A 22,862-nucleotide genomic window follows, 5' to 3' on the forward strand; every position below is an offset into this window, starting at 1 on the left:
CTTGCAGGTTCTTGTCCGGTGGGTCCGCAGCGGGCGCTGCGGACCGTGCATTACTTGAGTTCGGTTTCCACGAAGACCACGTCGTGGTCGCTGGCGTTGATCACGTTGTGCTCGACGCCGGCCTTGCGGAAGTAGGCCTGCCCGGCCACCAGGGGGGCGAGCTTCTCGCCCTCCGGGGTTTCCAGCAGCAGGGTGCCGTCGGTCATGGGCACGACCACGTAATCGTAGCCATGCCGATGGCGACCGGTCTCGGCGCCCGGGGCGAAGCGCCACTCGGTGACGATCACCTCGGCGTTGTCCACCTGCACGGTGGGCACGGCCTGCGGGCGCCCGCTCATCAGGCGACGCCTTGCAGGGCCTGGCCGACGGCGTCGAACACGCGGTCGAGGTCTTCCGGCTTGGCGTTGAAGGTGGGTCCGAACTGCAGGGTGTCGCCGCCGAAGCGGACGTAGAAGCCGGCCTTCCACAGGGCCATGCCGGCCTCGAACGGACGGACGATGGCGTCGCCGTCACGCGGGGCGATCTGCAGGGCACCGGCCAGGCCGCAGTTGCGGATGTCGACCACGTGCTTGGCGCCCTTCAGGCCGTGCAGGGCCTTCTCGAAGTGCGGAGCCAGCTCGGCGGACTGCTGGATGAGGTTCTCCTTCTCCAGCACCTCCAGGGCGGCCAGGCCGGCGGCGCAGGCGACCGGGTGACCGGAGTAGGTGTAGCCGTGGGTGAACTCCACCGCGTATTCCGGGGTGGCCTGGTTCATGAAGGTCTCGTAGATCTCGCGGCTGGCGATCACCGCGCCCAGCGGGATGGCACCGTTGGTGATCTGCTTGGCGACGTTCATCAGGTCCGGGGTCACACCGAAGTACTCGGCGCCGGTCCACTTGCCCATGCGGCCGAAGCCGGTGATCACTTCGTCGAAGATCAGCAGGATGTTGTGCTGGTCGCAGATCTCGCGCAGGCGCGGCAGGTAGCCCACCGGCGGGACGATGGCCCCGGCGGAACCGGACATCGGCTCGACGATCACGGCGGCGATGTTGGAGGCGTCGTGCAGTTCGATCAGCTTGAGCAGTTCGTTGGCCAGCTCCACGCCACCGGTGGCGGCCATGCCCTTGGTGAAGGCCATGCCCGGCTGCAGGGTGTGGGGCAGGTGGTCGACGTCCATCAGCTGGCCGAACATCTTGCGGTTGCCGCCGATGCCGCCCAGGGCGGTGCCGGCGACGTTCACGCCGTGGTAGCCACGGGCACGGCCGATCAGCTTGGTCTTCTGCGGCTGGCCTTTCAGGCGCCAGTAGGCGCGGGCCATCTTGATGGCGGTGTCGGCGCACTCGGAGCCGGAGCCGGTGAAGAACACGTGGTTCAGCTCGCCGGGGGTCAGGCTGGCGATCTTCTCGGCCAGCTTGAAGGACAGCGGGTGGCCGAACTGGAAGCCGGGGGAGTAGTCGAGGGTGCCGAGCTGCTTGGCCACGGCTTCCTGGATTTCCTTGCGGGAGTGACCGGCGCCGCAGGTCCACAGGCCCGACAGGCTGTCGTACACGCGACGGCCCTGGTCATCGATCAGCCAGCTGCCTTCGGCGGCCACGATCAGGCGGGGATCGCGCTGGAAGTTGCGGTTGGCGGAGAAGGGCATCCAGTGGGCATCCAGCTTCAGCTGGCTGGCCAGGGACGGGGTGGTGGTCTGCGGCATGTTCATTCCTGTCTGCCTCGCAATTCAGGTCATGGGTGGAACCGAGGGGTTCTTGCAGTCGACATTGCCACGGGCATAAAGTCAGGAAAATCCAACTTTTGAAAACTTCACTTCAGGGTTCACTAAACAATGAGCACCCGCCGCCCAGAGCCTCTCGGCCAGGTCAGTGACTTCGATATCCGCCTGCTGCGGATCTTCCGCAGCGTGGTCGAGTGCGGCGGTTTCTCCGCTGCGGAAACGGTGCTGGGCATCGGCCGCTCGGCCATCAGCCAGCAGATGAGCGACCTGGAGCAGCGCCTCGGCCTGCGCCTGTGCCAGCGCGGCCGGGCCGGCTTCGCGCTGACCGAGGAGGGCCGCGAGGTCTACCAGTCCACCCAGCAGCTGCTGGCCTCGCTGGAGACCTTCCGCACCGAGGTCAACGGCCTGCACCAGCACCTGCGCGGCGAGCTGAACATCGGCCTCACCGACAACCTCGTCACCCTGCCGCACATGCGCATCACCCACGCCCTGGCGCGGCTCAAGGAGCGCGGGCCGGACGTGGTGATCAACATCCGCATGACGCCCCCCAGCGAGGTGGAGCAAGGGGTGCTGGACGGCCGCGTGCACGTCGGCGTGGTGCCGCAGACAGCGGCGCTGTCCGGCCTGGAATACCAGCCGCTGTATGAGGAGCGCTCGCTGCTCTACTGCGCGGTCGGGCACCCGCTGTTCTACGTCGACGACACCCAGCTGGACGATGCCCGCCTGAACGACCAGGAAGCCATCGCCCCCACCTTCCGCCTGCCGGCCGAGATCCAGGCCCTGTACCAGGCGCTGAACTGCACCGCCAGCGCGTCGGACCGCGAAGGCATGGCCTTCCTCATCCTCACCGGGCGCTACATCGGCTACCTGCCGGACCACTACGCCACCTTCTGGGTGCAGCAGGGCCGCCTGCGCGCCCTCAAGCCGGCGAGCCGCTTCTACGACCTCAGCCTGGCCACCGTGACCCGCAAGGGCCGGCGCCCGCACCTGGTGCTGGAGAGCTTCCTCGACGCCCTGGCCGGCACCAGCTGAGACGCGCGGGCGACGGCGGAAGCGAGTAGGCTGGCCCCCTCATCCCAAGGAGGACCGCCCATGAGCACCCCACACTCCGCCCTGGTCATCGGGGCATCCCGCGGCATCGGCCTGGGCCTGGTGCGCCAGCTGCTCGGCGCCGGCTGGCAGGTCACCGCCACCGTGCGCGACCCGGCCCGCGCCAGTGAACTGGCCGCCCTGCCCGGCGTCGAACTGGCCACCCTAGAGCTGACCCAGGCCGACAGCCAGGACGCCCTGGCCCGCCAGCTGGAAGGCCGCCGCTTCGACCTCATCCTGGTCAACGCCGGCATCTACGGCCCCGCCCACCAGTCGGCCAGCCAGGCCAGCGAAGCCGAGGTGGCCCAGCTGTTCATGACCAACGCCGTCGCCCCGGTGCGCCTGGCCGAACGCCTCAAGGGCCAGCTGCGCGACGGCGGCACCCTGGCCTTCATGAGTTCCACCCTCGGCAGCGTGGCCGGCAACGACAGCGGCGGCCTGGCGCTCTACCGCGCCAGCAAGGCCGCGCTCAACTCCCTCACCCGCAGCCTGCTGGCGGAATGGCAGGGCCCGCGCCCCACCCTGCTCAACCTGCACCCGGGCTGGGTGAAGACCGACATGGGCGGCGACGCTGCCGACATCGACGTGGAAACCAGCACCGCCGGCCTCCTGCGCCAGATCGAAGCCCACGCCGGGCGCGGCGGCCAGCATTACCTCGACTACAAGGGCCAGGCCCTGCCCTGGTGACGCACCAGCAGGCGGCGCGGCGGCACCGCCGTGCACCATCCGCGCTCGCGGACGGCGCCGCCCGCCTGCACCAACCGGCCTGGCACGGGGCTTTGCGCGCCGCCTGTCCAGTTGGTCAATTTTTTGCAATCGCCTGGTCAGCCCACAGGGCACAGCACAGAACAACAGACCAGGAGCCCCATCCCCCATGTTCCATTCCAAGAAGAACCTGCTGCGCACCCTCGTCGCCGCCATCGGCTTCAGCGCCACCCTCGGCGCCTCCGCCGCCGACCCGCTGAAGGTCGGCTTCGTCTACGTCGGCCCCATCGGCGACCACGGCTGGACCTACCAGCACGAGGAAGGCCGCAAGGCCCTGGTGGCCAAGCTGGGCGACAAGGTGGAGACCACCTACGTGGAAAACGTCGCCGAGGGCGCCGACGCCGAGCGGGTCATCCGCAACATGGCCAAGGGCGGCTACGACCTGATCTTCACCACCTCCTTCGGCTACATGAACCCCACCGCCAAGGTGGCCAAGCAGTTCCCCAAGGTCACCTTCGAGCACGCCACCGGCTACAAGCAGGACAAGAACCTCGGCACCTACCTGTCGCGCTCCTATGAGGGCCGCTACGTCGGCGGCTTCCTCGCCGCGAAGATGACCAAGAGCCACAAGATCGGCTACATCGCCTCCTTCCCCATCCCCGAGGTGATCCGCGACATCAACGCCATCCAGCTGGCGCTGAACAAGTACGACCCGCAGGCCGAGATCAAGGTGGTCTGGGTCAACTCCTGGTTCGACCCGGGCAAGGAAGCCGACGCCGCCAACGCGCTGATCGACCAGGGCGTCGACGTGGTCTTCCAGCACACCGACAGCCCGGCGCCGATCCAGGCCGCCGAGCGCCGTGGCGTGTACTCCGTGGGCTACGCCTCGGACATGGCGCACTTCGGGCCCAAGGCCGTGCTCACCTCCATCGTCAACAACTGGGGGCCGCACTACATCCAGGCCGCCGAAGGCGTGATGGCCGGCACCTGGAAATCCCAGGACTACTGGGGCGGCCTGGCCGAGGACACCATCCAGCTGCCCATCAGCGACCTGGTGCCGGCCGACGTGAAGGCCGAGGCGGAGAAAATCATCGCCCGCATCAAGAGCGGCGAGTTCCACCCCTTCACCGGCCCGATCAAGGACCAGAGCGGCACCCTCAAGCTGGCCGACGGCGTGGTCGCCACCAACGCCGACCTGGCGGGCATGAACTACTACGTCGAAGGCATCAAGGCGGAACTGCCGAAGTAAGCCCCGCCCTCTCCCCGTGCGCGAGGAGAGGGTGCTGACCCGCATACCCGAAGGACACCCCGATGAACACGCTTCCCCTCATCGACATCGCCCCGCTCTATGGCACAGACAATGCAGCCTGGCGCGATGTCGCCACCCAGATCGACGCCGCCTGCCGCGACTGGGGCTTCTTCTACATCACCGGACACGGCATCCCGCCCGAGCGCATCGACGCGCTGCTGGCAGCGGCCAAGACCTTCTTCGCCCAGCCCGAGGCCGAGAAGCTGAAGATCGACATCACCCGCACCGCCCACCACCGCGGCTACGGCGCCATCGCCACCGAACAGCTCGACCCGACCCAGCCCAGCGACCTGAAGGAAACCTTCGACATGGGCTTTCACATGGCCGCCGACCACCCCGAGGTGCTGGCCGGCAAGCCCCTGCGCGGGCCCAACCGCCACCCCGACCTGCCCGGCTGGGCGGCCCTCATGGAGCAGCACTACGCCGACATGCAGGCCCTGGCGCAGACCCTGCTGCGAGCCATCGCCCTGGCCCTGGGCATCGAGCGCGACTTCTTCGATGCGCGCTTCGCCGAGCCCATCAGCGTGTTCCGCATGATCCACTACCCGCCGCGCCACACCGCCAGCTCCGCCGAACAACAGGGCGCCGGTGCGCACACCGACTACGGCTGCGTCACCCTGCTGTACCAGGACGACGCCGGCGGCCTGCAGGTGCGCAACGTCCACGGGGAATGGATCGACGCGCCACCGATCCCCGGCAGCTTCGTGGTCAACATCGGCGACATGATGGCGCGCTGGAGCAACGACCGTTACACCTCCACCCCGCACCGGGTCATCAGCCCGCTGGGGGTGCACCGCTACTCCATGCCCTTCTTCGCCGAACCGCACCCGGACACCGAGATCAGCTGCCTGCCCAACTGCTCCAGCACCGACAACCCGCCGAAGTACCCACCGGTGACCAGCGCCGAGTACCTGCTCTCGCGCTTCGCCGACACCTACGCCTACCGACGGGAGGAAACGGCCTGACCAGTGGCCGGCCCTCGGCGGAACAGGGCCATTCGTCAGGGGCCGTGCCGCACGGCCCAGGCGTTCGGGCGCGGGTACGGCGAAAACCTGTCCGGGAAGTTAAACTTGCCCGCCACACCCCCGCCTGATCACGAGAAAACACCATGTACGACTGGCTCAACGCCCTGCCCAAGGCCGAACTGCACCTGCACCTGGAGGGTTCCCTGGAGCCCGAGCTGCTGTTCGCCCTGGCCGAACGCAACAAGGTCGCCCTGCCCTGGGGCGACGTGGAGAGCCTGCGCAGCGCCTACGCCTTCAACAACCTGCAGGAGTTCCTCGACCTGTACTACCAGGGCGCCGACGTGCTGCGCACCGAGCAGGACTTCTACGACCTGACCTGGGCCTACCTGCAGCGCTGCAAGGCGCAGAACGTGATCCACACCGAGCCCTTCTTCGACCCGCAGACCCACACCGATCGCGGCATCCCCTTCGAGGTGGTGCTGAACGGCATCCGCCACGCCCTGGACGACGGCCGCAAGCAGCTCGGCATCAGCTCCGGGCTGATCCTCAGCTTCCTGCGCCACCTCTCCGAGGACGAAGCGCAGAAGACCCTCGACCAGGCCCTGCCCTTCCGTGACGCCTTCGTTGCTGTGGGCCTGGACAGCTCCGAGCAAGGCCACCCGCCGAGCAAGTTCCAGCGCGTGTTCGACCGCGCCCGCGCCGAAGGCTTCCTCACCGTCGCCCATGCCGGCGAGGAAGGCCCGCCGGAATACATCTGGGAAGCCCTGGACCTGCTGAAGATCCAGCGCATCGACCACGGCGTGCGCGCCATCGAGGACGAACGCCTGATGCAGCGCATCATCGACGAGCAGATCCCGCTGACCGTCTGCCCGCTGTCCAACACCAAGCTGTGCGTGTTCGACCACATGAGCCAGCACAACATCCTCGACATGCTCGAACGCGGCGTGAAGGTCACGGTGAACTCCGACGACCCGGCCTACTTCGGCGGCTACGTCACCGAGAACTTCTTCGCCCTGCACGAACACCTGGGCATGACCCAGGACCAGGCCCAGCGCCTAGCGCAGAACAGCCTGGATGCACGGCTGGTGAAGTGAACGAAAAGGGCCGCGAAGCGGCCCTTCTTGCGAGTGGACATGGCAGAGCGGTGGGCTGAAGCGGACCGCCGGCAAAACTCTGGTGAGTCTCCACCGATGCACCGGCAGGGGATATCAGGCGGTGCGTTCGCTGCGGGGGGTGATGGCGCGGAGGATGCCGGCCAGCAGCACGCCGTACAGCGGTACGAACAGCAGCAGGCTGACGCTGAGCTTCACGCCGTAGTCGACGGTGGCGATCTCCACCCAGTGCTCGGCCATGAAGGGGTTGTCGCTCTGCCAGAAGGCGACGGAGAAGAAGGTAAAGGTGTCCAGCAGGTTGCCGGCGATGGTGGAGACCACCGGGGCGATCCACCACTGGCGCATCTTGCGCAGGCGGTCGAACACCTGGATGTCCAGCACCTGCCCGAGGACGTAGGCGAGGAAGCTCGCCAGGGAGATGCGGGCGACGAACAGGTTGAATTCGCCCAGGGCGCCGAAGCCCTGGAACGCTGCATCCTGGAACAGCACCGAGACGACGTAGGAGGCCGCCAGCGCCGGCACCATGACCCGGGCGATGACCCGCCGCGCCGCCTGCTTGCCCATCAGCCGCACCGTGAGGTCGGTGGCGAGGAAGATGAACGGGAAGCTGAAGGCGCCCCAGGTGGTCTGCCAGCCGAACAGCGTCATGGGCAGCTGCACCAGGTAGTTGCTGGCGATGATGATGAGGATGTGGAAAACGATCAGGCCGGCCAGCGCAGGGCGCCAGGCCGCGGGAAACGCGACGGACATGGAGGTCATCCTTTTTGGCTGATGGGGTGAGGGAACCCATGCCATGGCCCTATGCCACAGCGGCGCGCATTCTAACTTGACCCGCGCGTCAACAAAAGGCGCTTCGTCTGCTCAGCCGCCCTCCCCGGACAGCGCCTCCAGGGTCTGCCCACGGGTCTCCACACCGAACAGCGCCACCACCAGCGCGGCCAGGCCGAAGCACAGTGCCCCGAGGGCGAACACCCCGACCTGCCCCGCCAGCGGGATCAGCAGCCCACCCAGGGTCGGCCCCAGCAGCGAGCCGATGCGCCCCACGGCCGAGGCGAAGCCCGAGCCGGTGGCCCGTGCCGAGGTGGGGTACAGCTCCGGGGTCCAGGTGTAGAGCACCGCCCACATGCCGAAGAGGAAGAACTGCATGGCCAGGCCGGTGCCGATCAGCAGCGCCTGGTTGCCGCCGAACACCGCGCTCTGCCCGTAGCAGAAGGCCATGACGCCGCCGCCCAGCAGCGTCATCACGCAGGTGGGCTTACGCCCCCAGCGCTCCACCAGCCAGGCGGCGACGAAGAAGCCGGGGATGCCGCCGAGGGAGATCAGCACCGTGTAGTAGACCGACTGGGTCACCGCGAACCCCGACTGCTGCAGCAAGGCGCTGAGCCAGGAGGTGAGGCCGTAGAAGCCCAGCAGGGCGAGGAACCACAGGCTCCAGATCATCAGCGTGCGGTGGCGGAAGCGCGGCGACCACAACTCGCCGAAGGCCGCGAACAGGCTCGGCGCACGCACCGCCTGGCGCGGCAGCCGCGCGGGCTCGGGCAACTGCGCCAGGCCCAGGGAAGCGGCCACCCACCGCTCGATGTCGCGCAACACGCGGTCGGCGTCCTTGAGCCGGCCCACCTGCTCCAGCCAGCGGGGCGATTCGGGGATGAAGAAGCGGATCACCAGCACGAACACCGCCGGCAGGGCCAGTACCAGGAAGATGTCGCGCCAGCCGATACGCTCCAGCAGCAGGTAGGAGAGCACCCCGGCGCTGACGAACCCCAGCGGCCAGAAGCCGTCCATGAGGGCGATGTAGCGACCGCGCCGCGAGGCCGGAATCATCTCCGAAAGCAGCGACTGGGCGATGGGGAACTCCATGCCCATGCCGATCCCCAGGAGGATGCGGAACAGCGTCAGGCTCTCCACGTCCTGGGCGGTGGAACACAGGTAGCTGGCCAGCCCCCAGAGCACGATGCTGCCCTGGAACACCGGCTTGCGGCCGAAGCGGTCGGCGAGCATCCCCGACAGCGAGGCCCCCACCACCATGCCGACGAAGCTGGCGCTGGCGAGCATCCCGGCCTGGGCGCTGCTGAGGCCGAACTCGGTGCGGATCGAGCCGAGCAGGAAGGTCATCATCGCCAGGTCCATGGAGTCGAAGAAGAACGCCAGGGCGATGATCAGGAAGATGAGGCGGTGGTAACCGCTGATGGGCAAGCGCTCCAGGCGCTCGGCGGCGGTGTATCCGGGTGCGTGCATGCGGTGTCCCTCGCGGCTCGGTGCGGTGTCCGCCACGAGTATGGGAGGGAGGGTCGGCGCGGCGATTGGCTGGATACGACCTGCGGGGGCCCGTCGCCGACCTGGCGGGCGTCAGTCGTGGGGCGCGCGGCGGCGGCCGGTGATCATCGACAGCGGCAGGTTCTCCCGCAGCCGCACGCTTTCCACCACGGCCGCCAGCAGGTGCACGCAGACCAGGCCGGCCAGGGTGTTGGCCATGAGTTCGTGGATCTCCTTGGGCAGGTCCTCGCCCCAGAAGTAGTCCACCTCCTCCATCAGGAAGCCGCTCACGCCCAGGCCGAACATCAGCAGCAGCATGAGCACCATCACCAGCGCGCCGATGGGCGAGTGCCCCAGGCGGTGGTAGGGACGCCCGCTAACCAGCGCCCGAGCGTGCTCGGCCAGCCGCGAGGGCCAGGGCCAGAAGTCCGACCAGCGTGCCGGCGTGGGGCCGACGAAGCCCCACACCAGGCGCACCAGCACCGCCACCAGGGCGCTGTAGCCGAGCCAGCGGTGCCAGTCCTCGCCCGCCTCGGTGAAGAAGTAGTTGGCCACGAAGGCGGTCACCAGGGTCCAGTGGCCGATGCGTACCAGCGGGTCCCAGAGGCGGATGCGGGCGTCGGTCATGTCAGCCTTCGACGTTTTCCTTCACGGCCTTGCCGGAGACCGGGTCGTAATAGATCTCGACCTTGCGCTTGTCCTTGTCCCAGCCATAGATCTCGTAGCAGTTGCCGCTGGTGACCTTGAACTTCTTGATCTCGTAGCCCTGGGCCTTGAGGGCCTCCTGGAACTTGGTCTGGTCCTGCCACTGGGCCTTGTCGGCAGTGGTGCACTGGGGCCCGGCGATGGCCAGGGGGCTGGCGAAGGCCAGGCAGAACAGCAACGTGCGCATGGGAATGTCCTCGTGGTTCGGTTTGGGTCCAGCAGGTATAGGCCACGGCCGCCGTGGCTGCCAGGCGCGAAACCCTTGTAGCGTTTCGCGACGGCCTCAGGCCCCCGCCGAGGACCCCGCGTGGATCGCCAGGCAGCCGCGCCCCGAGCGCTTGGCCTGGTAGCAGGCCGCATCGGCCTGGCGCAGCAGCTGCTCGGGGTCGCTGTTGCCTGACCGGATACGCGACAGGCCCAGGCTGGCACCGACGCTGAAGGGCTGGTCCTCCCACTCGAAAGGCATCTGGGTGATGCCCTCGATCAGCCGGTTGCCCAGCAACTGGGCACGATCCAGCGGGCAGTTGCGCAGGATCAGCGCGAACTCGTCGCCGCCCAGCCGCGCCAGCACATCGCCGCTGCGCACCAGGGACTGCATCAGCCGGGCGATGCGCCGCAGCATCTCGTCGCCGGCGGCATGCCCGGCGGTGTCGTTGACGTGTTTGAAGCGGTCCAGGTCGATGAAGCAGAGCACGCTGTGGCGGTCGTTCTGCTCGGCGTCGTGGCAGCTCTCGGCCAGGGCGCTCTCGAAGGCGGAGCGGTTGAGCAGGGCGGTGAGGGCGTCGTGGGTGGCGGCGTAGCGCAGGTGCTTCTGCATCGCCCGCGCCTCGCTGACGTCGGTGAACACCAGCACGCTGCCCAGCAGCTCGCCCTGGCCACTGCGGATCGGCGCGGCCTGGCCGCGCACCGCCACCAGGCCGCCGGCCGGGTGACGCAGGGAGGAAAGGCCGGGAATGCTGGCGTGGGTGCCCTGCTCCAGGCACTGCCGCACCGGGTTCTCCAGCACCTCGCCATGCTCGCCCTCCAGGGGCAGCACCGTCTCGATGGGCTGGCCCAGGGCACGCTCGTTGCTCCAGCCGCTGAGGCGCACCGCCACCGGGTTGAGGAAGTTGACCCGGCCCTGCAGGTCGGTGGTCACCACCCCGTCGCCGATGGAGTTCAGGGTCACCTGCAGGCGCTCGCGCTCGTCCCGCAGGCGCTCGGCCAGCTGGCGCAGCTCGGTCACGTCCCAGGCGGTGCCGACCATCCGCTCCGGCTCGCCCGACGCATCGCGCACCAGGCTGCCGAGGGCGCGCAGCACGCGCACCTGGCCGTCCGGGTGGATGACGCGGAATTCGATGTCCGCCTGTTCCTGGCCCTGGCGCACCTGCTGCAGCTGGCAGTGGACGCCGGGGGCATCCGCCGGGTGCAGGTAGCGCGCCCAGTCGCCGTAGCTGACCGCGCCGGGCCGGGGCGCCAGGCCGTAGAGGCGGAACAGGCTGTCGTCCCACATGATGCGGTCGCTGGCCAGGTACCACTCCCACACGCCCACGCCACTGCTTTCGGTGGCCAGGGAATAGCGCCGCAGCAGGTCGGCCTCGCGGGCTTCGGCGCGCTTGCGGCGGTCGATGTCCTCGATCTGGGCGATGAAGTATTGCGGCCGCCCTTCGTCGTCGCGCACCAGCGACACCGCCAGCAGCGCCCAGACTTCGCGGCCGTCGCGGCGCAGGTAGCGCTTCTCCAGGCGGTAGCTGGTGCGCTGCCCGGCCAGCAGCTCGTCCAGCAGCGCCAGGTCCCGGGGCAGGTCATCGGGGTGGGAAATCTCGCGGAACGACAGCCGCAGCAGGTCGTCCCGGTTGTAGTCGAGCATCTCGCACAAGGCACGGTTGATCCCCTGCCAGCGGCCGTCCAGGTCCACCAGGGCCATGCCGATGGCGGACTCGTCCATGGCCGAGCGGAAGCGCGCCTCGCTGGCCGCCAGGTCACGGCGACGCCGCCGGCCCTGCTCCACCGCCGCCGCCAGCAGCAGCGGCGGCAACAGCGACAGCAGCAACGGCAGGTAGATCGCCAGCTCGCGGACCATGCCGTCGATCCGCGGCGTATCCAGCTCGCCGGCGGCGATCACCAGCCCGCCCAGCAGCGACATGCAGCCCACCAGCAGCGCGGTGCCACCGAAGCTCAGGCGCGCCGCCGCCAGCAGCAGCGGCAGGGACAGGTAGACGAAGGGGAACGGCACGTAGAGCAGCGTCACCGGTGTCATCACCAGCACCGCCAGGGAGTGGAGGCCGAACTCGCGGGGGCGGCGGCGGATATCCAGGGAGCGCAGGCCGTGGAGCTGCACCTGCACCATCAACGGCAGGATCGACACGGTGCCAAGCACCGCCCCCTCGAACCACGACAGCGCCGTGCGCCAGAAGCTGCCGTAATCGGCCCATTGCAGCAGGCCGGCCGCCAGCGGTGCGCTGAACAGCGGCGGCACCAGCACGCCGAGCAGGATGAAGCGCAGGAAGGCCAGGGGGCTGCGGTCCATGTACACCGCCACCCCGGTGCGCCGCAGCAGCCAGGCGGCCAGGCTCATCTCCAGCAGGTTGGCGGGGACGAAGCAAGCGGACATCTGCGGCGTATCGCCGATCAGGCTGCCGGCCAGCACGTTGGCGCCCGCCATCACCCCCAGCAGGACGGGCCAGCGGCGCGGCGACTGGTTCCACAGGAAGGCGATGCCGAAGGCGTTGGCGTACCACAGGGTGGAGATGGTGCCCGGCTGGCGGGACAGCCACGCCGCCCCGAGGGCGAGCAGCAGGTAGCCGACGAAGAGCACCAGCAGGTGGAGGCCGAGCCGGGGTGGCGTCAGGTCGAGCGGGAAACCTCGCGAGGGCGGGCGGGGATCGGGGGGCAGCAAGGAGGTCTCCCTGGGTGCAGTCGCGGCGCTGCAGGGCGCCTTTGAAAAAGTAGGCGAGCCGGTCAGCGCAAGATCAAACAAGCGAAAAAAATGCAGTTTACGCGGTGTCGATGAGCATGTTGATCGGACTCGCGCACGAGGCCGTGTTTCACCCGGCAAGCCAGCACAGGTCGCGTCTGGAAGTGCCCTACAGGCGCCCACGATAGCCGAAGCCGGGCCATGAGCAACCCTGCGGGCGCGCTTTCCGTCAGCGCGTCCAGGGCGCGCGGCGCAGCAACTCGTCGCAGCGCTCGCGGAGGAACTCCCGCAGCAGCTTCACCGGCTTGCCCAACTGGTCGCGGTGCGCGCACACCAGGTTCAGCGGCGTGGGCTCGCCCCGGTAGCGCTCCAAGGCCAGTTGCAGGCGCCCGGCGGCCACGTCGCCGGCCACGTCCAGCCAGGACTTGTAGGTCAGCCCGCGCCCGGCCACCGCCCAGCGCCGCACCACGTCGGCGTCGTCGCAGAGGCGGTCGCCCGCCACGCTGACCAGGTGGGTGCGGCGCCCGTCCTCGAAGCTCCAGCGGTCATGGGCACGGCCGCCCAGCAGGTAGAGCAGGCAGGTGTGCCCGGCCAGGTCCTCGGGCTGGGCCGGGCGGCCGTGGCGGGCGAAGTATTCGGGGGCGGCACAGAGCACCCGGCGGTTGTCCGGGGCGATGGGCAGCGCGACGAGGCTGGAGTCCTCCGGCTCGCCGTAGCGCAGGGCGATGTCCACCGGCTGGCGGAACAGGTCGGCGGTGCGGTCGCTCAGGTACAGCCTCAGGGCCAGGCGCGGGTGCTCGGCCTGGAAGGCGTCGAGCCAGGGCAGCAGCACGTTGCGGCCGAAGTCCGAGGGTGCCGACAGCTGCAGGGTGCCGCTGATGCCCTCGCGGCCGCCGGCCAGCTGCCGCCGCCCCTCCTCCAGGCTGCGCAGCGCCTCGCGGGCGTGGACCAGGAACTGCTCGCCCTCCGGGGTCAGGCGCAGGCTGCGGGTGGAGCGGATCAGCAGGCGCGTCTCCAGCTTGGCCTCCAGGCGCTTCAGGGCGGCGCTGGCCACGGCCGGGGAGATGTCCAGCTCGCGGGCCGCAGCGGAGAGGCTGCCCCGGTCGGCAGTGCAGACGAACAGGCTGAGGTCGTCGAGGCGCAGCATTTTCAAAATTCCTTTGAAAGACTGTCGCCTTCTAGCGGATTTCTCCACGCCGCGAAATAGCCCAACCTATGCGCCATCGTTCCCGGAGAGCCACCATGACCTCGCCCCTGCACCTGATCGCCCACATCGACGCCCAACCCGGCCAGGCCGAGGCCGTGGAAGCCGCGCTGCGGGAGCTGGTCGCCGCCAGCCGCAGCGAACCCGGCTGCCTGCAGTACGACCTGCACCGGGACCGTGCCGACGCCCTGCGCTTCGTCATGCTGGAGACCTGGCGCGACGACGCCGCACTCGCTGCGCACCAGGCCACCACCCACTACCGCCACTTCGGCGATGCCCATGGCAGCCGCCTCAAGGGCGTCACCCTCACCCTTCTCGAACACCTCGCCTGAACCCAGGAGCCCCCGATGAAAGCCGTTGCCTATTTCCAGAACCTGCCCATCGACCACCCCGACGCCCTGCAGGACATCGACCTGCCCGAGCCGACGCCGGGCCCGCGCGACCTGCTGGTGGAGGTCCGCGCCATTTCGGTGAACCCGGTGGACACCAAGATCCGCCGCAACGCCGCCCCCGAGAACGGCCAGCCCCGCGTGCTGGGCTGGGACGTCTCCGGCGTGGTCAAGGCGGTGGGCGGTGACGTCAGCCTGTTCCAGCCCGGTGACGAGGTGTTCTACGCCGGCGCCCTGACCCGCCCCGGCGGCAACGCCGAGCTGCACCTGGTGGACGAGCGCATCGTCGGCAAACGCCCGCAGAGCCTGGACTTCGCCAAGTCCGCCGCCCTGCCGCTGACCGCCATCACCGCCTGGGAGCTGCTGTTCGACCGCCTCGGCATCGCCGAGGGCCAGGCTGACCAGGGCCAGAGCCTGCTGGTAGTCGGCGCGGCCGGTGGCGTCGGTTCCATCCTCGTGCAGCTGGCCCGCCGGCTCACCGGGCTGACGGTGATCGGCACCGCCTCGCGCCCGGAAACCCAGGCCTGGGTCCGCGAGCTGGGCGCCCACCACGTCATCGACCACAGCCAGCCACTGGCGGCCGAACTCAAGCGCATCGGCCTCGACAGCGTCACCCACGTCGCCAGCCTGACCCAGACCGACCAGCACCTGGAGCAACTGGTGGAAGCCCTGGCGCCCCAGGGCAAGCTGGCGCTGATCGACGACCCGGCCGGCCTCGACGTGCTCAAGCTCAAGCGCAAGAGCATCTCGCTGCACTGGGAGTTCATGTACACCCGCTCGATGTTCGAGACCGCCGACATGATCGAGCAGCACAAGCTGCTGAACCGCGTCAGCGAGCTGATCGACCAGGGCGTGCTGAAGACCACCTTCGGCGAGCACTACGGGCGCATCGAGGCGGCCAACCTCAAGCGCGCCCACGCCCTGCTGGAGAGCGGCAAGGCCAAGGGCAAGATCGTGCTCGAAGGCTTCTGAGGCCGCGCCGGGCACCCTGTCACCGAGGTGCCCGTCGGTCGCCTCGATGGGCGATGGCCCGACCGCCAGTCGGGCCATTGACCGATGTCATTTCCGGGCCATCTCCGCGCTCTACACTGGGTGCTCGAATTTTTCGAACCAGGGAGGTGACCACCATGAAAGTGCTCGTCCGTCCTACCCGTACCGCCCAGGGCCCCAGCTGGCAGGTGTGCATCGATCAGCACGCCGTCAGCTTCCGCACCGAGGCCGAGGCGCAACGCTTCGTCGCCGTGCTGGAGGCCCGCCTCAAGGCGCCCCACGTCCTGCCCGAACAGCCCCGACGAGCCGTCGGCTGACCCCTGAGACTGCTAGCCCAGCACTGAAGGCTGCCCGCGCGTCCGCCACCAGGTGAAGGTGGACGCGCTCACCGCCCCCGCTGCACAGAGCGCGATGACGGTCGCCATGGGTACCGCCGTGCCGTCGTGCAGCACGCCCACCAGGGCTGCGGCACCGGCGGCAACGCTGAACTGCAGGCTGCCCATCAGCGCCGAGGCGCTGCCGGCGTGGCGACCCTGGCCGGCCATGGCCGAGGCCGACGCGTTGGGGATGATGCAGCCCAGGCAGGCGGTGGCGCAGAACAGCGGCACCAGCAGCGGCCACAGCGCCTCGGTGTGGGCATGGGCCACCACCAGCATCGCCACGGCGAAGCCCAGCAGCACCCAGACCATGCGCCGCAGCCAGTAGGCCGGGCCGTGGAAGCGCATCAGCCAGGCGTTCACCTGGGCCGCGAGGATGAAGCCCAGCGCGTTGCTGCCGAACAGCCAGCCGTAGTGCTCGGCCGGCACGCCATAGAGCTGGATGAAGACAAAGGGCGAACCGGCGATGTAGGCGAACATGCCGGCCATGGCCAGCCCGCCGGACAGCGCATAGCCGATGAACACCCCGTCCCCCAGCAGGCGCCGGTACTGCCCCAGGGCACCGCGCAACGGCGGGCGCTCGTCACCGTGGGTGAGGGTTTCCGGCAGCCAGGCACAGACCCCGACCAGCACCAGCGCGCTGAACAGGGTCAGCCCGTAGAAGATCGACGGCCAGCCGAAACTCTCCAGCAGCAACCCGCCACCCAGGGGCGCGAGGATCGGCGCCAGCCCCATCACCAGCATCAGCTGGGAGAACACCTTGGCCGAGGACACAGGGTCGCACAGGTCACGCACCACCGCCCGCGACACCACCATCCCCGCACAGCCACCCAGGGCCTGGATGAAGCGCGCGGCGATCAGCCACTCCAGGCTCGGTGCCAGGGCGCAGGCCACCGAGGCCAGGGTGAACAGCGTCACCCCCGCCAGCAGCGGCGGGCGCCGGCCGAAGCGGTCGGCGATGGGGCCGTAGAGCAACTGGCCGATGGCCAGGCCGACGAAGTAGGCCGCCAGGCTCAGCTGGACGTGCTCGACGTCGGTCGCGAACGCCTTGGCCAGGGCCGGGAAGCTGGGCAGGTAGAAATCGATCGCCATGGGGCCGAAGGCACTCAGCGCCCCCAGGATCAGCAGGATGCGGAAATTCATGGATCACCTGAAAACAGGGCGCCGCCCCGAGGGCGGCGCCGTTGACTGCAAAAGAGACCGTGGAGCGGGCGTGCGGTTCGATGTCCGGTGGGCGCCGGACGTCACTCGGCGGCCGGTGCCTTCTTCTTGCGCCCCAACCTGTCGGCAGCGGATTCCACCAGCAGGTAGAACATCGGGATGAGGAAGGTTGCCAGCACCGTGGCCGCTAGCATACCGCCAATCACCCCGGTGCCGATGGAATGTCGGCTCGCCGAGCCCGCACCGCTGCTGATCGCCAGGGGCACGCAGCCGAGGATGAAGGCCAGGGAGGTCATCACGATGGGCCGGAAGCGCAGGCGCGCCGCCTCCAGGGACGACTCGAAGATGCCCATGCCCTGCTGCCGGCAGAGCACGGCGAACTCGATGATGAGGATCGCGTTCTTCGCCGCCAGGCCGATCAGCGTCACCAGCCCCACCTGGAAGTACACGTCGTTGGACAGCCCGCGCAGCCACACCGCGAGGATGGCGCCGAACACCGCGAAGGGCACGGCGGTGACCACCGCGATGGGCAGCGTCCAGCGCTCGTACTGGGCGGCGAGGATGAGGAACACGATGATCAGCCCGAACAGGAAGGCGGTGCCCCCCGAGCCCTGGGTGGCCAGCTCCTGGTAGGCCGAGCCGACCCAGCCCAGGCTGTAGTCCTCGCCCAGCACCTCGTCCGCCACCGCCTGCATGGCCGCCAGGGCCTGCCCCGAGCTGTAGCCCGGCGCCGGGCCGCCGAGGATCTTGGCTGCCGGGTAGACGTTGAAGCGCGCGTAGGAGTCCGGCCCGAGGATGCGCTGCACCCGCACCAGGGACGACAGCGGCACCAGGTCGCCGGAGGCGGAGCGCACGTACACCTGGCTGAGGTCCTCGGGCTTGCGGCGGAAGTCCGCCTCGGCCTGCAGGCTCACCTGCCAGGTGCGCCCGTAGAGAGTGAAGTCGTTGACGTAGTAGCTGCCGAAGGTGGACTGCATGGCCGTGAACACATCGTTCACCGCCACCCCCAGGGCGCGGGCCTTGGTGCGGTCCAGGTCGAGGAAGTACTGCGGCACGTTGGCGTTGAAGGTGGTGCTCACGCCGGCCAGCTCGGGTCGCTTGGCGGCGGCGGCGACGAACTTGCCGACGATCGCCTGCAGCTGTGCGATGGAGCCGCCGGAGCGGTCCTGCAGGTAGGCCTCGAAGCCGCCGGTGGTGCTCATGCCGGTGATCGGCGGCGGGTTGAAGGTCATCACCACGCCGTCCTTCTGCCCGGCACCCATGGCCATGAAGGCGCGCGGCAGGTTGCGCGCATCCAGCTCCTCGGTGGTGCGCTCCTTCCAGTCCTTCAGCGGGATGAACGACACCCCGGCGTTGCTGCGGGTGCCGAAGGTGAGCACGTCGAAGCCGGCGAAGGTGACCACGTCCTGCACCGCCGGGTGCTTCATCAACTGCTCGGTGACGGCGCTGGTGACTTCTTCGGTACGGGTGAGGGAGGCGGCCGGCGGCAGGAAGTAGGCGTTGATCACGTAGCCCTGGTCCTCGTCGGGCACCAGGGAGCCGGGCACCCGGCCGAACAGCATGACCATCAGCGCGATCATCCCGCCGAACAGCAGCAAGCCGATGGCACTGCGCTTGAGGAAGAAGCGCACCCCGGCGGTGTAGCCGTCGGTGGCGCGGTCGAAGGCCCGGTTGAACCAGCGGAACGGCGCTGCCGGCTCCTCATGGGTGGGTTTGAGCAGCAGGGCGCAGAGCGCCGGCGAGAGGGTCAGCGCGACGATGCCGGAGATCACCACCGACACCGCGATGGTGATCGCGAACTGCTTGTACATCTGCCCCGCCAGGCCACCGAGAAAGCCCACCGGGACGAACACCGCGCAGAGCACCAGCACGATGGCGATGATCGGCCCGGTCACCTCCTCCATGGCCTTGATCGCCGCCTCGCGCGGGCCGAGCTTCTCGGTGCGCATCACCCGCTCGACGTTCTCCAGCACCACGATGGCGTCGTCCACCACGATGCCGATGGCCAGCACCATGCCGAACAGGGTCAGCAGGTTGATGGAAAAGCCCAGCAGGTACATGCCGGCGAAGGTGCCGATCAGCGACACCGGGATGGCCAGCACCGGGATCAGCGTGGCGCGCCAGTTCTGCAGGAACAGGTAGACCACCAGCATCACCAGCACCAGGGCCTCGACGAAGGTGTGGATCACCTCCTCGATGGAGACCTTGACGAACTTGGTGGTGTCGTAGGGGATCTTGTAGTCGATGCCCTGGGGGAAGCGCTTGGCCAGGCGGTCCATGGTCTGGCGCACCGCCTCGGCGGTGTCCAGGGCGTTGGCACCGGGCTGCAGGTAGATGCCGAAGGCGGCGTTCTGCTGGCCGTTCAGCGAGGTCATCAGCGAGTAGTCCTGGGCCCCCAGCTCGACCCGCGCCACGTCCTTGAGCAGCAGGCTGGCGCCGGTGGCGTCGGTGCGCAGGATGACGCTCTCGAACTCCTTCGGGTCGGTGAAGCGGCCCTGGGTGGTGACGGTGTAGGTGAAGTCCTGGGGCTGGTTGAGCGGCTGCTTGCCGAAGCTGCCGGCGGCGAACTGGGAGTTCTGCTCCTGGATCGCCTTGACCACGTCGGTGGGCGTCAGGTTGTACTGGGCCAGCTTGTCCGGCCGCAGCCAGATGCGCATGGAGTAGTTCTTCGAGCCGAACTGGCTGGCATCACCGACGCCGGGGATGCGCTTGAGCTCGTCGATCACGTTGATCAGCGCGTAGTTGCTGATGTAGATCGGGTCGCGGGAATTGTCCGGGGAGAACAGCGTCACCACCTGGAGGATGTCGGAGGACTTCTTCTCCACCTTCACGCCCTGCCGGCGCACCTCTTCGGGCAGCTTCGCCAGCGCCGCCTGGACCTTGTTGTTGACGTCGATGGTGGCCTGGTCCGGGTCGGTGCCCACCTGGAAGTACACGGTCAGGCTCATGGCGCCGTTGCTGTCGGAGTTGGACAGCTGGTAGATCATCCCCTGCACGCCGTTGATGCCCTGCTCCAGCGGCGCCGCCACCGTCTCGGCGATCACCTGGGAGCTGGCGCCGGGGTAGCTGGCGGTCACCGAGACCTGCGGCGGGAGGATCTCCGGGTACTGGGCGATGGGCAGCGCGCGCATGGCGGCCAGGCCGCCGAGCATGATGACGATGGAGATGACCGCGGCGAACACCGGCCGGTCGATGAAGAATCGCGAGATCACGGCGCGCCCTCCTCAGGACTGCTTCGGCGGGGTGCCGTCGGCGGGGGCTTCCACCGCCTTCACCGGCGCGTCCGGGCGCACCCGGGGCAGGCCCTCGACGATCACCCGGTCCCCGGCGGAGACGCCGGAGAGGATCACCCAGCGGCCCTCGGTGGTGTCGCCGGTCTTCACCTCGCGCATGCGCGCCACGCCGTCCTTGTCCACCACGAACACGAAGGTGCCGCGCGGCCCCTGGGACAGCGCGCGCTCCGGCACGGTGATGGTGCCGGGGCGGGTGATGCCCTTGATCAGCACCCGCACGAACTGGCCCGGCAGAAGCTTCTGCTCGGGGTTGGGCACCACCGCGCGGGCGCTGACGGTGCCGGTGCCGGTGTTGACGAAGCTGTCGGTGAAGTCCACCCGGCCCTCCAGCGGGTAGGTGGAGCTGTCGCCGAACTTCAGCACGGCGGTCAGCTTGCCGTCGGCCGGCAGGGTCAGGCGGCCGCTCTGCACGCCCTCGCGCAGGCGCTCGGCCTCGGTGTCGGGGTAGCCGAAGTTGACGTACAGCGGGTCCAGCTGGGTGAGCTGGGTCAGCAGGCTGGAGTTGGGGTCGCCGGCCACCACCAGGCTGCCCTCGGAGCGGGTCTCCTTGCTGGTGATGCCGCTGATGGGCGCCTTCACCGTGGTGTAGTCGAGGTCGATCTGCTTGGCCTGGACGTTGGCCTCGGCAGCCTGCACGTTGGCCTTGCTCTGCTCGAAGTTGGAGATGGCGTTGTCCAGCTCGCTCTCGCTGGCGAAGCCCTTCTTCTGCAGCTCGCGCACGCGCCGGAGGTCGCGCTCGGTCTGCCGGTAGCGCGCCTGCTCCTGGGCCAGCGCGCCCTTGGCGCTGCCCAGGGCGGCCTGGTAGGTGCGCGGGTCGATGCGGAACAGCACCTGGCCCTTCTGCACCCGCGCGCCCTCCTGGTAGGTGCGCTCCTGGAGGATGCCGCTGACCTGCGCGCGCACCTCTACCTCGCGGTAGCCGGCGGTACGCCCGGCGTACTCCAGCACCAGCGGCAGGGGCCCCTCGCGCACCGTCTCCACCAGCACCTCGGGCGCCGGGGCGGCTCCTCCGGCAGGAGCATCCGCTGCGGCCAGGGGGCCGGACAGCAGGCAGGCGACGACCGGCAGGACGTGGCGCAAGGGCAGGCGGCGAGCGAGCGGCATGGCGATTCTCCACGGCCATTCCTGCCAGGACGGGTGGAATGGCATTTCGATTGAGAGGACGAAAAGAGGGGAAGCCGAAGCGCCGGGGCGGCAGCAATGTCGCTAGAATCCGACTCCCGAGAAGAAGCCTAGACACTATTCACCTGACTGCTATGCGCAGAACCAAAGAAGAAGCGGAGAAAACCCGCGCCGACATCCTGGCCGCCGCCGAGCTGCTGTTCCTCGAGAACGGCGTGGCCCATACCTCCCTGGAACAGATCGCCCGGGCTGCGGGCGTGACCCGGGGCGCCGTCTACTGGCACTTCCAGAACAAGGCCCACCTGTTCCACGAGATGCTCAACCAGGTGCGCCTGCCCCCGGAGCAGATGACCGAACGCCTCTGCGGCTACAGCGGCCGCGACGCACTGCTGTCGTTGCGCAACCTGTCCATCGAGGCGATCACCTCACTGGCGGTGGACGCCCAGCGCAAGCGCATCTTCACCATCCTCCTGCACCGCTGCGAGTTCACCGAGGAACTGCGCGAGGCGGAGGACCGCCACAACGCCTTCGTCAACCAGTTCATCGACCTGTGCGAGGCACTGTTCGCCCTGCCCGGCTGCGTCGAACGCCTGCACCCGGGCCTCACCCCGCGCCTGGCCTCGCGCGGGCTGCATGCGCAGATCCTCGGCCTGTTCACCGACTGGACCCGCGACATCTCCCTGTTCGACCCGCAGCAGGACACCGCGCCGCTGCTGGACGCGGTGTTCCGTGGGCTGATCCGTGACTGGGATGAGGTGCTGCGCAGCGCCTCCTAGCGCCGTCACGGCTGGGGGGAGGATGCCTCCAGCGGGCTCGTCTGCCCGGCTTCAGGCACCGTTTCGCCGCTGATCAGCCAGAACGCGTAGTGCGGATACAGGCGCACCAGCACGGCCAGTTCCTCCGTGCCCATGCGGATGGCGCCCTTGCTGATGTTCTTCCAGCGCTCGTGGTTGGTCTCGCCCAACTGGCTGAGCTTCTTCGGCCCGGCCAAATGGATCAGGTACAGCGCTCTACCTTTGATCTCGTCCATATATCCAAACGCAACTGGGGCACTATTTACTCCCAAGCTAAATCGGAGTAATCTTTGCCCCTGGAGTTAATATTGCCCCGACAGGCTCTAGCTAAAACTCCGAATACTGAAGCAACCCTCTTGGAACTGGAAGGGCCATGCCTGCCTGGCCGAAGGCCTGCCCTGTGCTGTGGATAACTGCTTGATAGGAGATTGAGCATGGCCGACTTCACCTTCGACGCCGCCTGCGCATTGATTGGTCGCACGGCCTGGATAGAGCTGAACTGGCCCGACGTCCCGGAGCCCACGTTCACCTGCGTGCATATCGTCGGCGTGGTGATGGCGCTGGAGGGCGTCTACGACGCCCCGCACTTCCTCACTTTCCAGTACAACGGCTCGGAAATGTTCCCGGAAGAGCTCTTCTGGTCCGACATCCGCGCATTGCATCCGGTCAGGACGGTAAAGCGAGAAGGAATGGGGCGGAAGGCAGTGGAAGTTGAACCCAGTAAGGAACGGCTGTCGTCCTCCACCGGGTTCGAAGCCCGGCCGCGACGCCGGGCGTGATGGTCTTCCAGGGGTGTGCT

At 68.6% G+C, this 22,862-nt stretch carries 21 protein-coding genes and 1 tRNA gene; 9 read left to right on the forward strand and 13 right to left on the reverse strand.

Translation table 11 applies throughout. From position 1 onward, the window contains the following. Positions 1–50: 50 nt before the first annotated feature. Together PotMrB4_RS24965 and PotMrB4_RS24970 are read right to left on the reverse strand one after the other, a co-directional pair. On the reverse strand, positions 51–338 hold the full coding sequence (locus PotMrB4_RS24965; protein WP_044412962.1) for a cupin domain-containing protein: 288 nt from the start codon (positions 336–338) through the stop codon (positions 51–53). Continuing rightward, positions 338–1,684, reverse strand: coding sequence for an aspartate aminotransferase family protein (locus PotMrB4_RS24970; protein WP_044412965.1), 1,347 nt, complete (start codon positions 1,682–1,684; stop codon positions 338–340). Before PotMrB4_RS24970 ends, PotMrB4_RS24965 begins: the two co-directional genes overlap by 1 nt. A gap of 123 nt (positions 1,685–1,807) precedes the next feature. On the opposite strand from PotMrB4_RS24970, the gene PotMrB4_RS24975 reads away from it, so the two are divergent. From PotMrB4_RS24975 to PotMrB4_RS24995, 5 genes are all read left to right on the forward strand, one after another. Next, positions 1,808–2,728: a LysR family transcriptional regulator gene (locus PotMrB4_RS24975; RefSeq protein WP_044412968.1), complete on the forward strand. Its 921-nt coding sequence runs from the start codon at positions 1,808–1,810 to the stop codon at positions 2,726–2,728. Between the two features lie 60 nt (positions 2,729–2,788). Continuing rightward, on the forward strand, positions 2,789–3,472 hold the full coding sequence (locus PotMrB4_RS24980) for an SDR family oxidoreductase (protein WP_172434751.1): 684 nt from the start codon (positions 2,789–2,791) through the stop codon (positions 3,470–3,472). A gap of 187 nt (positions 3,473–3,659) precedes the next feature. Continuing rightward, positions 3,660–4,739 (forward strand): BMP family ABC transporter substrate-binding protein, encoded by a 1,080-nt coding sequence (locus PotMrB4_RS24985; RefSeq protein WP_172434752.1) that lies wholly within the window; start codon positions 3,660–3,662, stop codon positions 4,737–4,739. A 62-nt stretch (positions 4,740–4,801) separates the two neighbouring features. Beyond that, positions 4,802–5,764, forward strand: coding sequence for a 2-oxoglutarate and iron-dependent oxygenase domain-containing protein (locus tag PotMrB4_RS24990; protein ID WP_172434753.1), 963 nt, complete (start codon positions 4,802–4,804; stop codon positions 5,762–5,764). 143 nt (positions 5,765–5,907) lie between these two features. Next, positions 5,908–6,858 carry an adenosine deaminase gene (locus PotMrB4_RS24995; RefSeq protein ID WP_044412980.1) on the forward strand — a complete coding sequence of 317 codons (951 nt, stop codon included), beginning with the start codon at positions 5,908–5,910 and terminating at the stop codon, positions 6,856–6,858. A 114-nt stretch (positions 6,859–6,972) separates the two neighbouring features. Here PotMrB4_RS24995 and PotMrB4_RS25000 read toward each other — a convergent pair whose 3' ends face one another. The 6 genes from PotMrB4_RS25000 to PotMrB4_RS25025 all read right to left on the reverse strand — a co-directional run bounded on the left by PotMrB4_RS25000 (position 6,973) and on the right by PotMrB4_RS25025 (position 13,880). After that, positions 6,973–7,626, reverse strand: a complete 654-nt coding sequence (locus tag PotMrB4_RS25000; RefSeq protein WP_044412983.1) for a 7-cyano-7-deazaguanine/7-aminomethyl-7-deazaguanine transporter — start codon at positions 7,624–7,626, stop codon at positions 6,973–6,975. Positions 7,627–7,737: 111 nt separating this feature from the next. Then, positions 7,738–9,114, reverse strand: coding sequence for an MFS transporter (locus PotMrB4_RS25005; protein WP_172434754.1), 1,377 nt, complete (start codon positions 9,112–9,114; stop codon positions 7,738–7,740). Positions 9,115–9,225: 111 nt separating this feature from the next. After that, a complete protein-coding gene (locus PotMrB4_RS25010; protein WP_074970431.1) occupies positions 9,226–9,759 on the reverse strand; it encodes a cytochrome b/b6 domain-containing protein in 534 nt (177 codons plus the stop codon). A gap of 1 nt (position 9,760) precedes the next feature. Beyond that, positions 9,761–10,024, reverse strand: a complete 264-nt coding sequence (locus tag PotMrB4_RS25015) for a PepSY domain-containing protein (RefSeq protein WP_172434755.1) — start codon at positions 10,022–10,024, stop codon at positions 9,761–9,763. A 96-nt stretch (positions 10,025–10,120) separates the two neighbouring features. Next, the gene (locus tag PotMrB4_RS25020) at positions 10,121–12,715 is read right to left on the reverse strand and encodes a PAS domain S-box protein (RefSeq protein ID WP_172434756.1); all 2,595 of its coding nucleotides are present in this window, start codon (positions 12,713–12,715) and stop codon (positions 10,121–10,123) included. A 247-nt stretch (positions 12,716–12,962) separates the two neighbouring features. Further along, entirely contained in the window at positions 12,963–13,880 is a 918-nt protein-coding gene (locus PotMrB4_RS25025) for a LysR family transcriptional regulator (RefSeq protein WP_044412993.1), read from the reverse strand. Positions 13,881–13,975: 95 nt separating this feature from the next. Between PotMrB4_RS25025 and PotMrB4_RS25030 the strand changes: the two genes are divergently transcribed. The 3 genes from PotMrB4_RS25030 (at position 13,976) to PotMrB4_RS25040 (ending at position 15,633) form a co-directional block, all read left to right on the forward strand. Beyond that, positions 13,976–14,269 (forward strand): putative quinol monooxygenase, encoded by a 294-nt coding sequence (locus PotMrB4_RS25030; RefSeq protein WP_172434757.1) that lies wholly within the window; start codon positions 13,976–13,978, stop codon positions 14,267–14,269. Positions 14,270–14,284: 15 nt separating this feature from the next. Beyond that, entirely contained in the window at positions 14,285–15,298 is a 1,014-nt protein-coding gene (locus PotMrB4_RS25035) for a zinc-binding alcohol dehydrogenase family protein (protein ID WP_044413000.1), read from the forward strand. Positions 15,299–15,453: 155 nt separating this feature from the next. Continuing rightward, entirely contained in the window at positions 15,454–15,633 is a 180-nt protein-coding gene (locus tag PotMrB4_RS25040) for a hypothetical protein (RefSeq protein WP_044413002.1), read from the forward strand. A gap of 12 nt (positions 15,634–15,645) precedes the next feature. On the opposite strand, the gene PotMrB4_RS25045 is transcribed toward PotMrB4_RS25040, so the two are convergent. From PotMrB4_RS25045 to PotMrB4_RS25055, 3 genes are all read right to left on the reverse strand, one after another. Continuing rightward, positions 15,646–16,836 (reverse strand): multidrug effflux MFS transporter, encoded by a 1,191-nt coding sequence (locus PotMrB4_RS25045; protein WP_172434758.1) that lies wholly within the window; start codon positions 16,834–16,836, stop codon positions 15,646–15,648. A gap of 101 nt (positions 16,837–16,937) precedes the next feature. Next, the gene (locus PotMrB4_RS25050; protein ID WP_269473695.1) at positions 16,938–20,066 is read right to left on the reverse strand and encodes an efflux RND transporter permease subunit; all 3,129 of its coding nucleotides are present in this window, start codon (positions 20,064–20,066) and stop codon (positions 16,938–16,940) included. A gap of 12 nt (positions 20,067–20,078) precedes the next feature. After that, the gene (locus PotMrB4_RS25055; RefSeq protein ID WP_172434759.1) at positions 20,079–21,251 is read right to left on the reverse strand and encodes an efflux RND transporter periplasmic adaptor subunit; all 1,173 of its coding nucleotides are present in this window, start codon (positions 21,249–21,251) and stop codon (positions 20,079–20,081) included. A gap of 152 nt (positions 21,252–21,403) precedes the next feature. On the opposite strand from PotMrB4_RS25055, the gene PotMrB4_RS25060 reads away from it, so the two are divergent. Further along, positions 21,404–22,045 (forward strand): TetR family transcriptional regulator, encoded by a 642-nt coding sequence (locus tag PotMrB4_RS25060; protein WP_044413014.1) that lies wholly within the window; start codon positions 21,404–21,406, stop codon positions 22,043–22,045. Between the two features lie 5 nt (positions 22,046–22,050). Here PotMrB4_RS25060 and PotMrB4_RS25065 read toward each other — a convergent pair whose 3' ends face one another. Both PotMrB4_RS25065 and PotMrB4_RS25070 read right to left on the reverse strand, forming a co-directional pair. Next, the gene (locus tag PotMrB4_RS25065) at positions 22,051–22,299 is read right to left on the reverse strand and encodes a DNA-binding protein (protein WP_232060767.1); all 249 of its coding nucleotides are present in this window, start codon (positions 22,297–22,299) and stop codon (positions 22,051–22,053) included. Between the two features lie 459 nt (positions 22,300–22,758). Beyond that, positions 22,759–22,851 (reverse strand) — tRNA-OTHER (locus PotMrB4_RS25070). Positions 22,852–22,862: the final 11 nt, after the last annotated feature.

The organism is Metapseudomonas otitidis, assembly GCF_011397855.1.
Lineage (GTDB): Bacteria > Pseudomonadota > Gammaproteobacteria > Pseudomonadales > Pseudomonadaceae > Metapseudomonas > Metapseudomonas otitidis.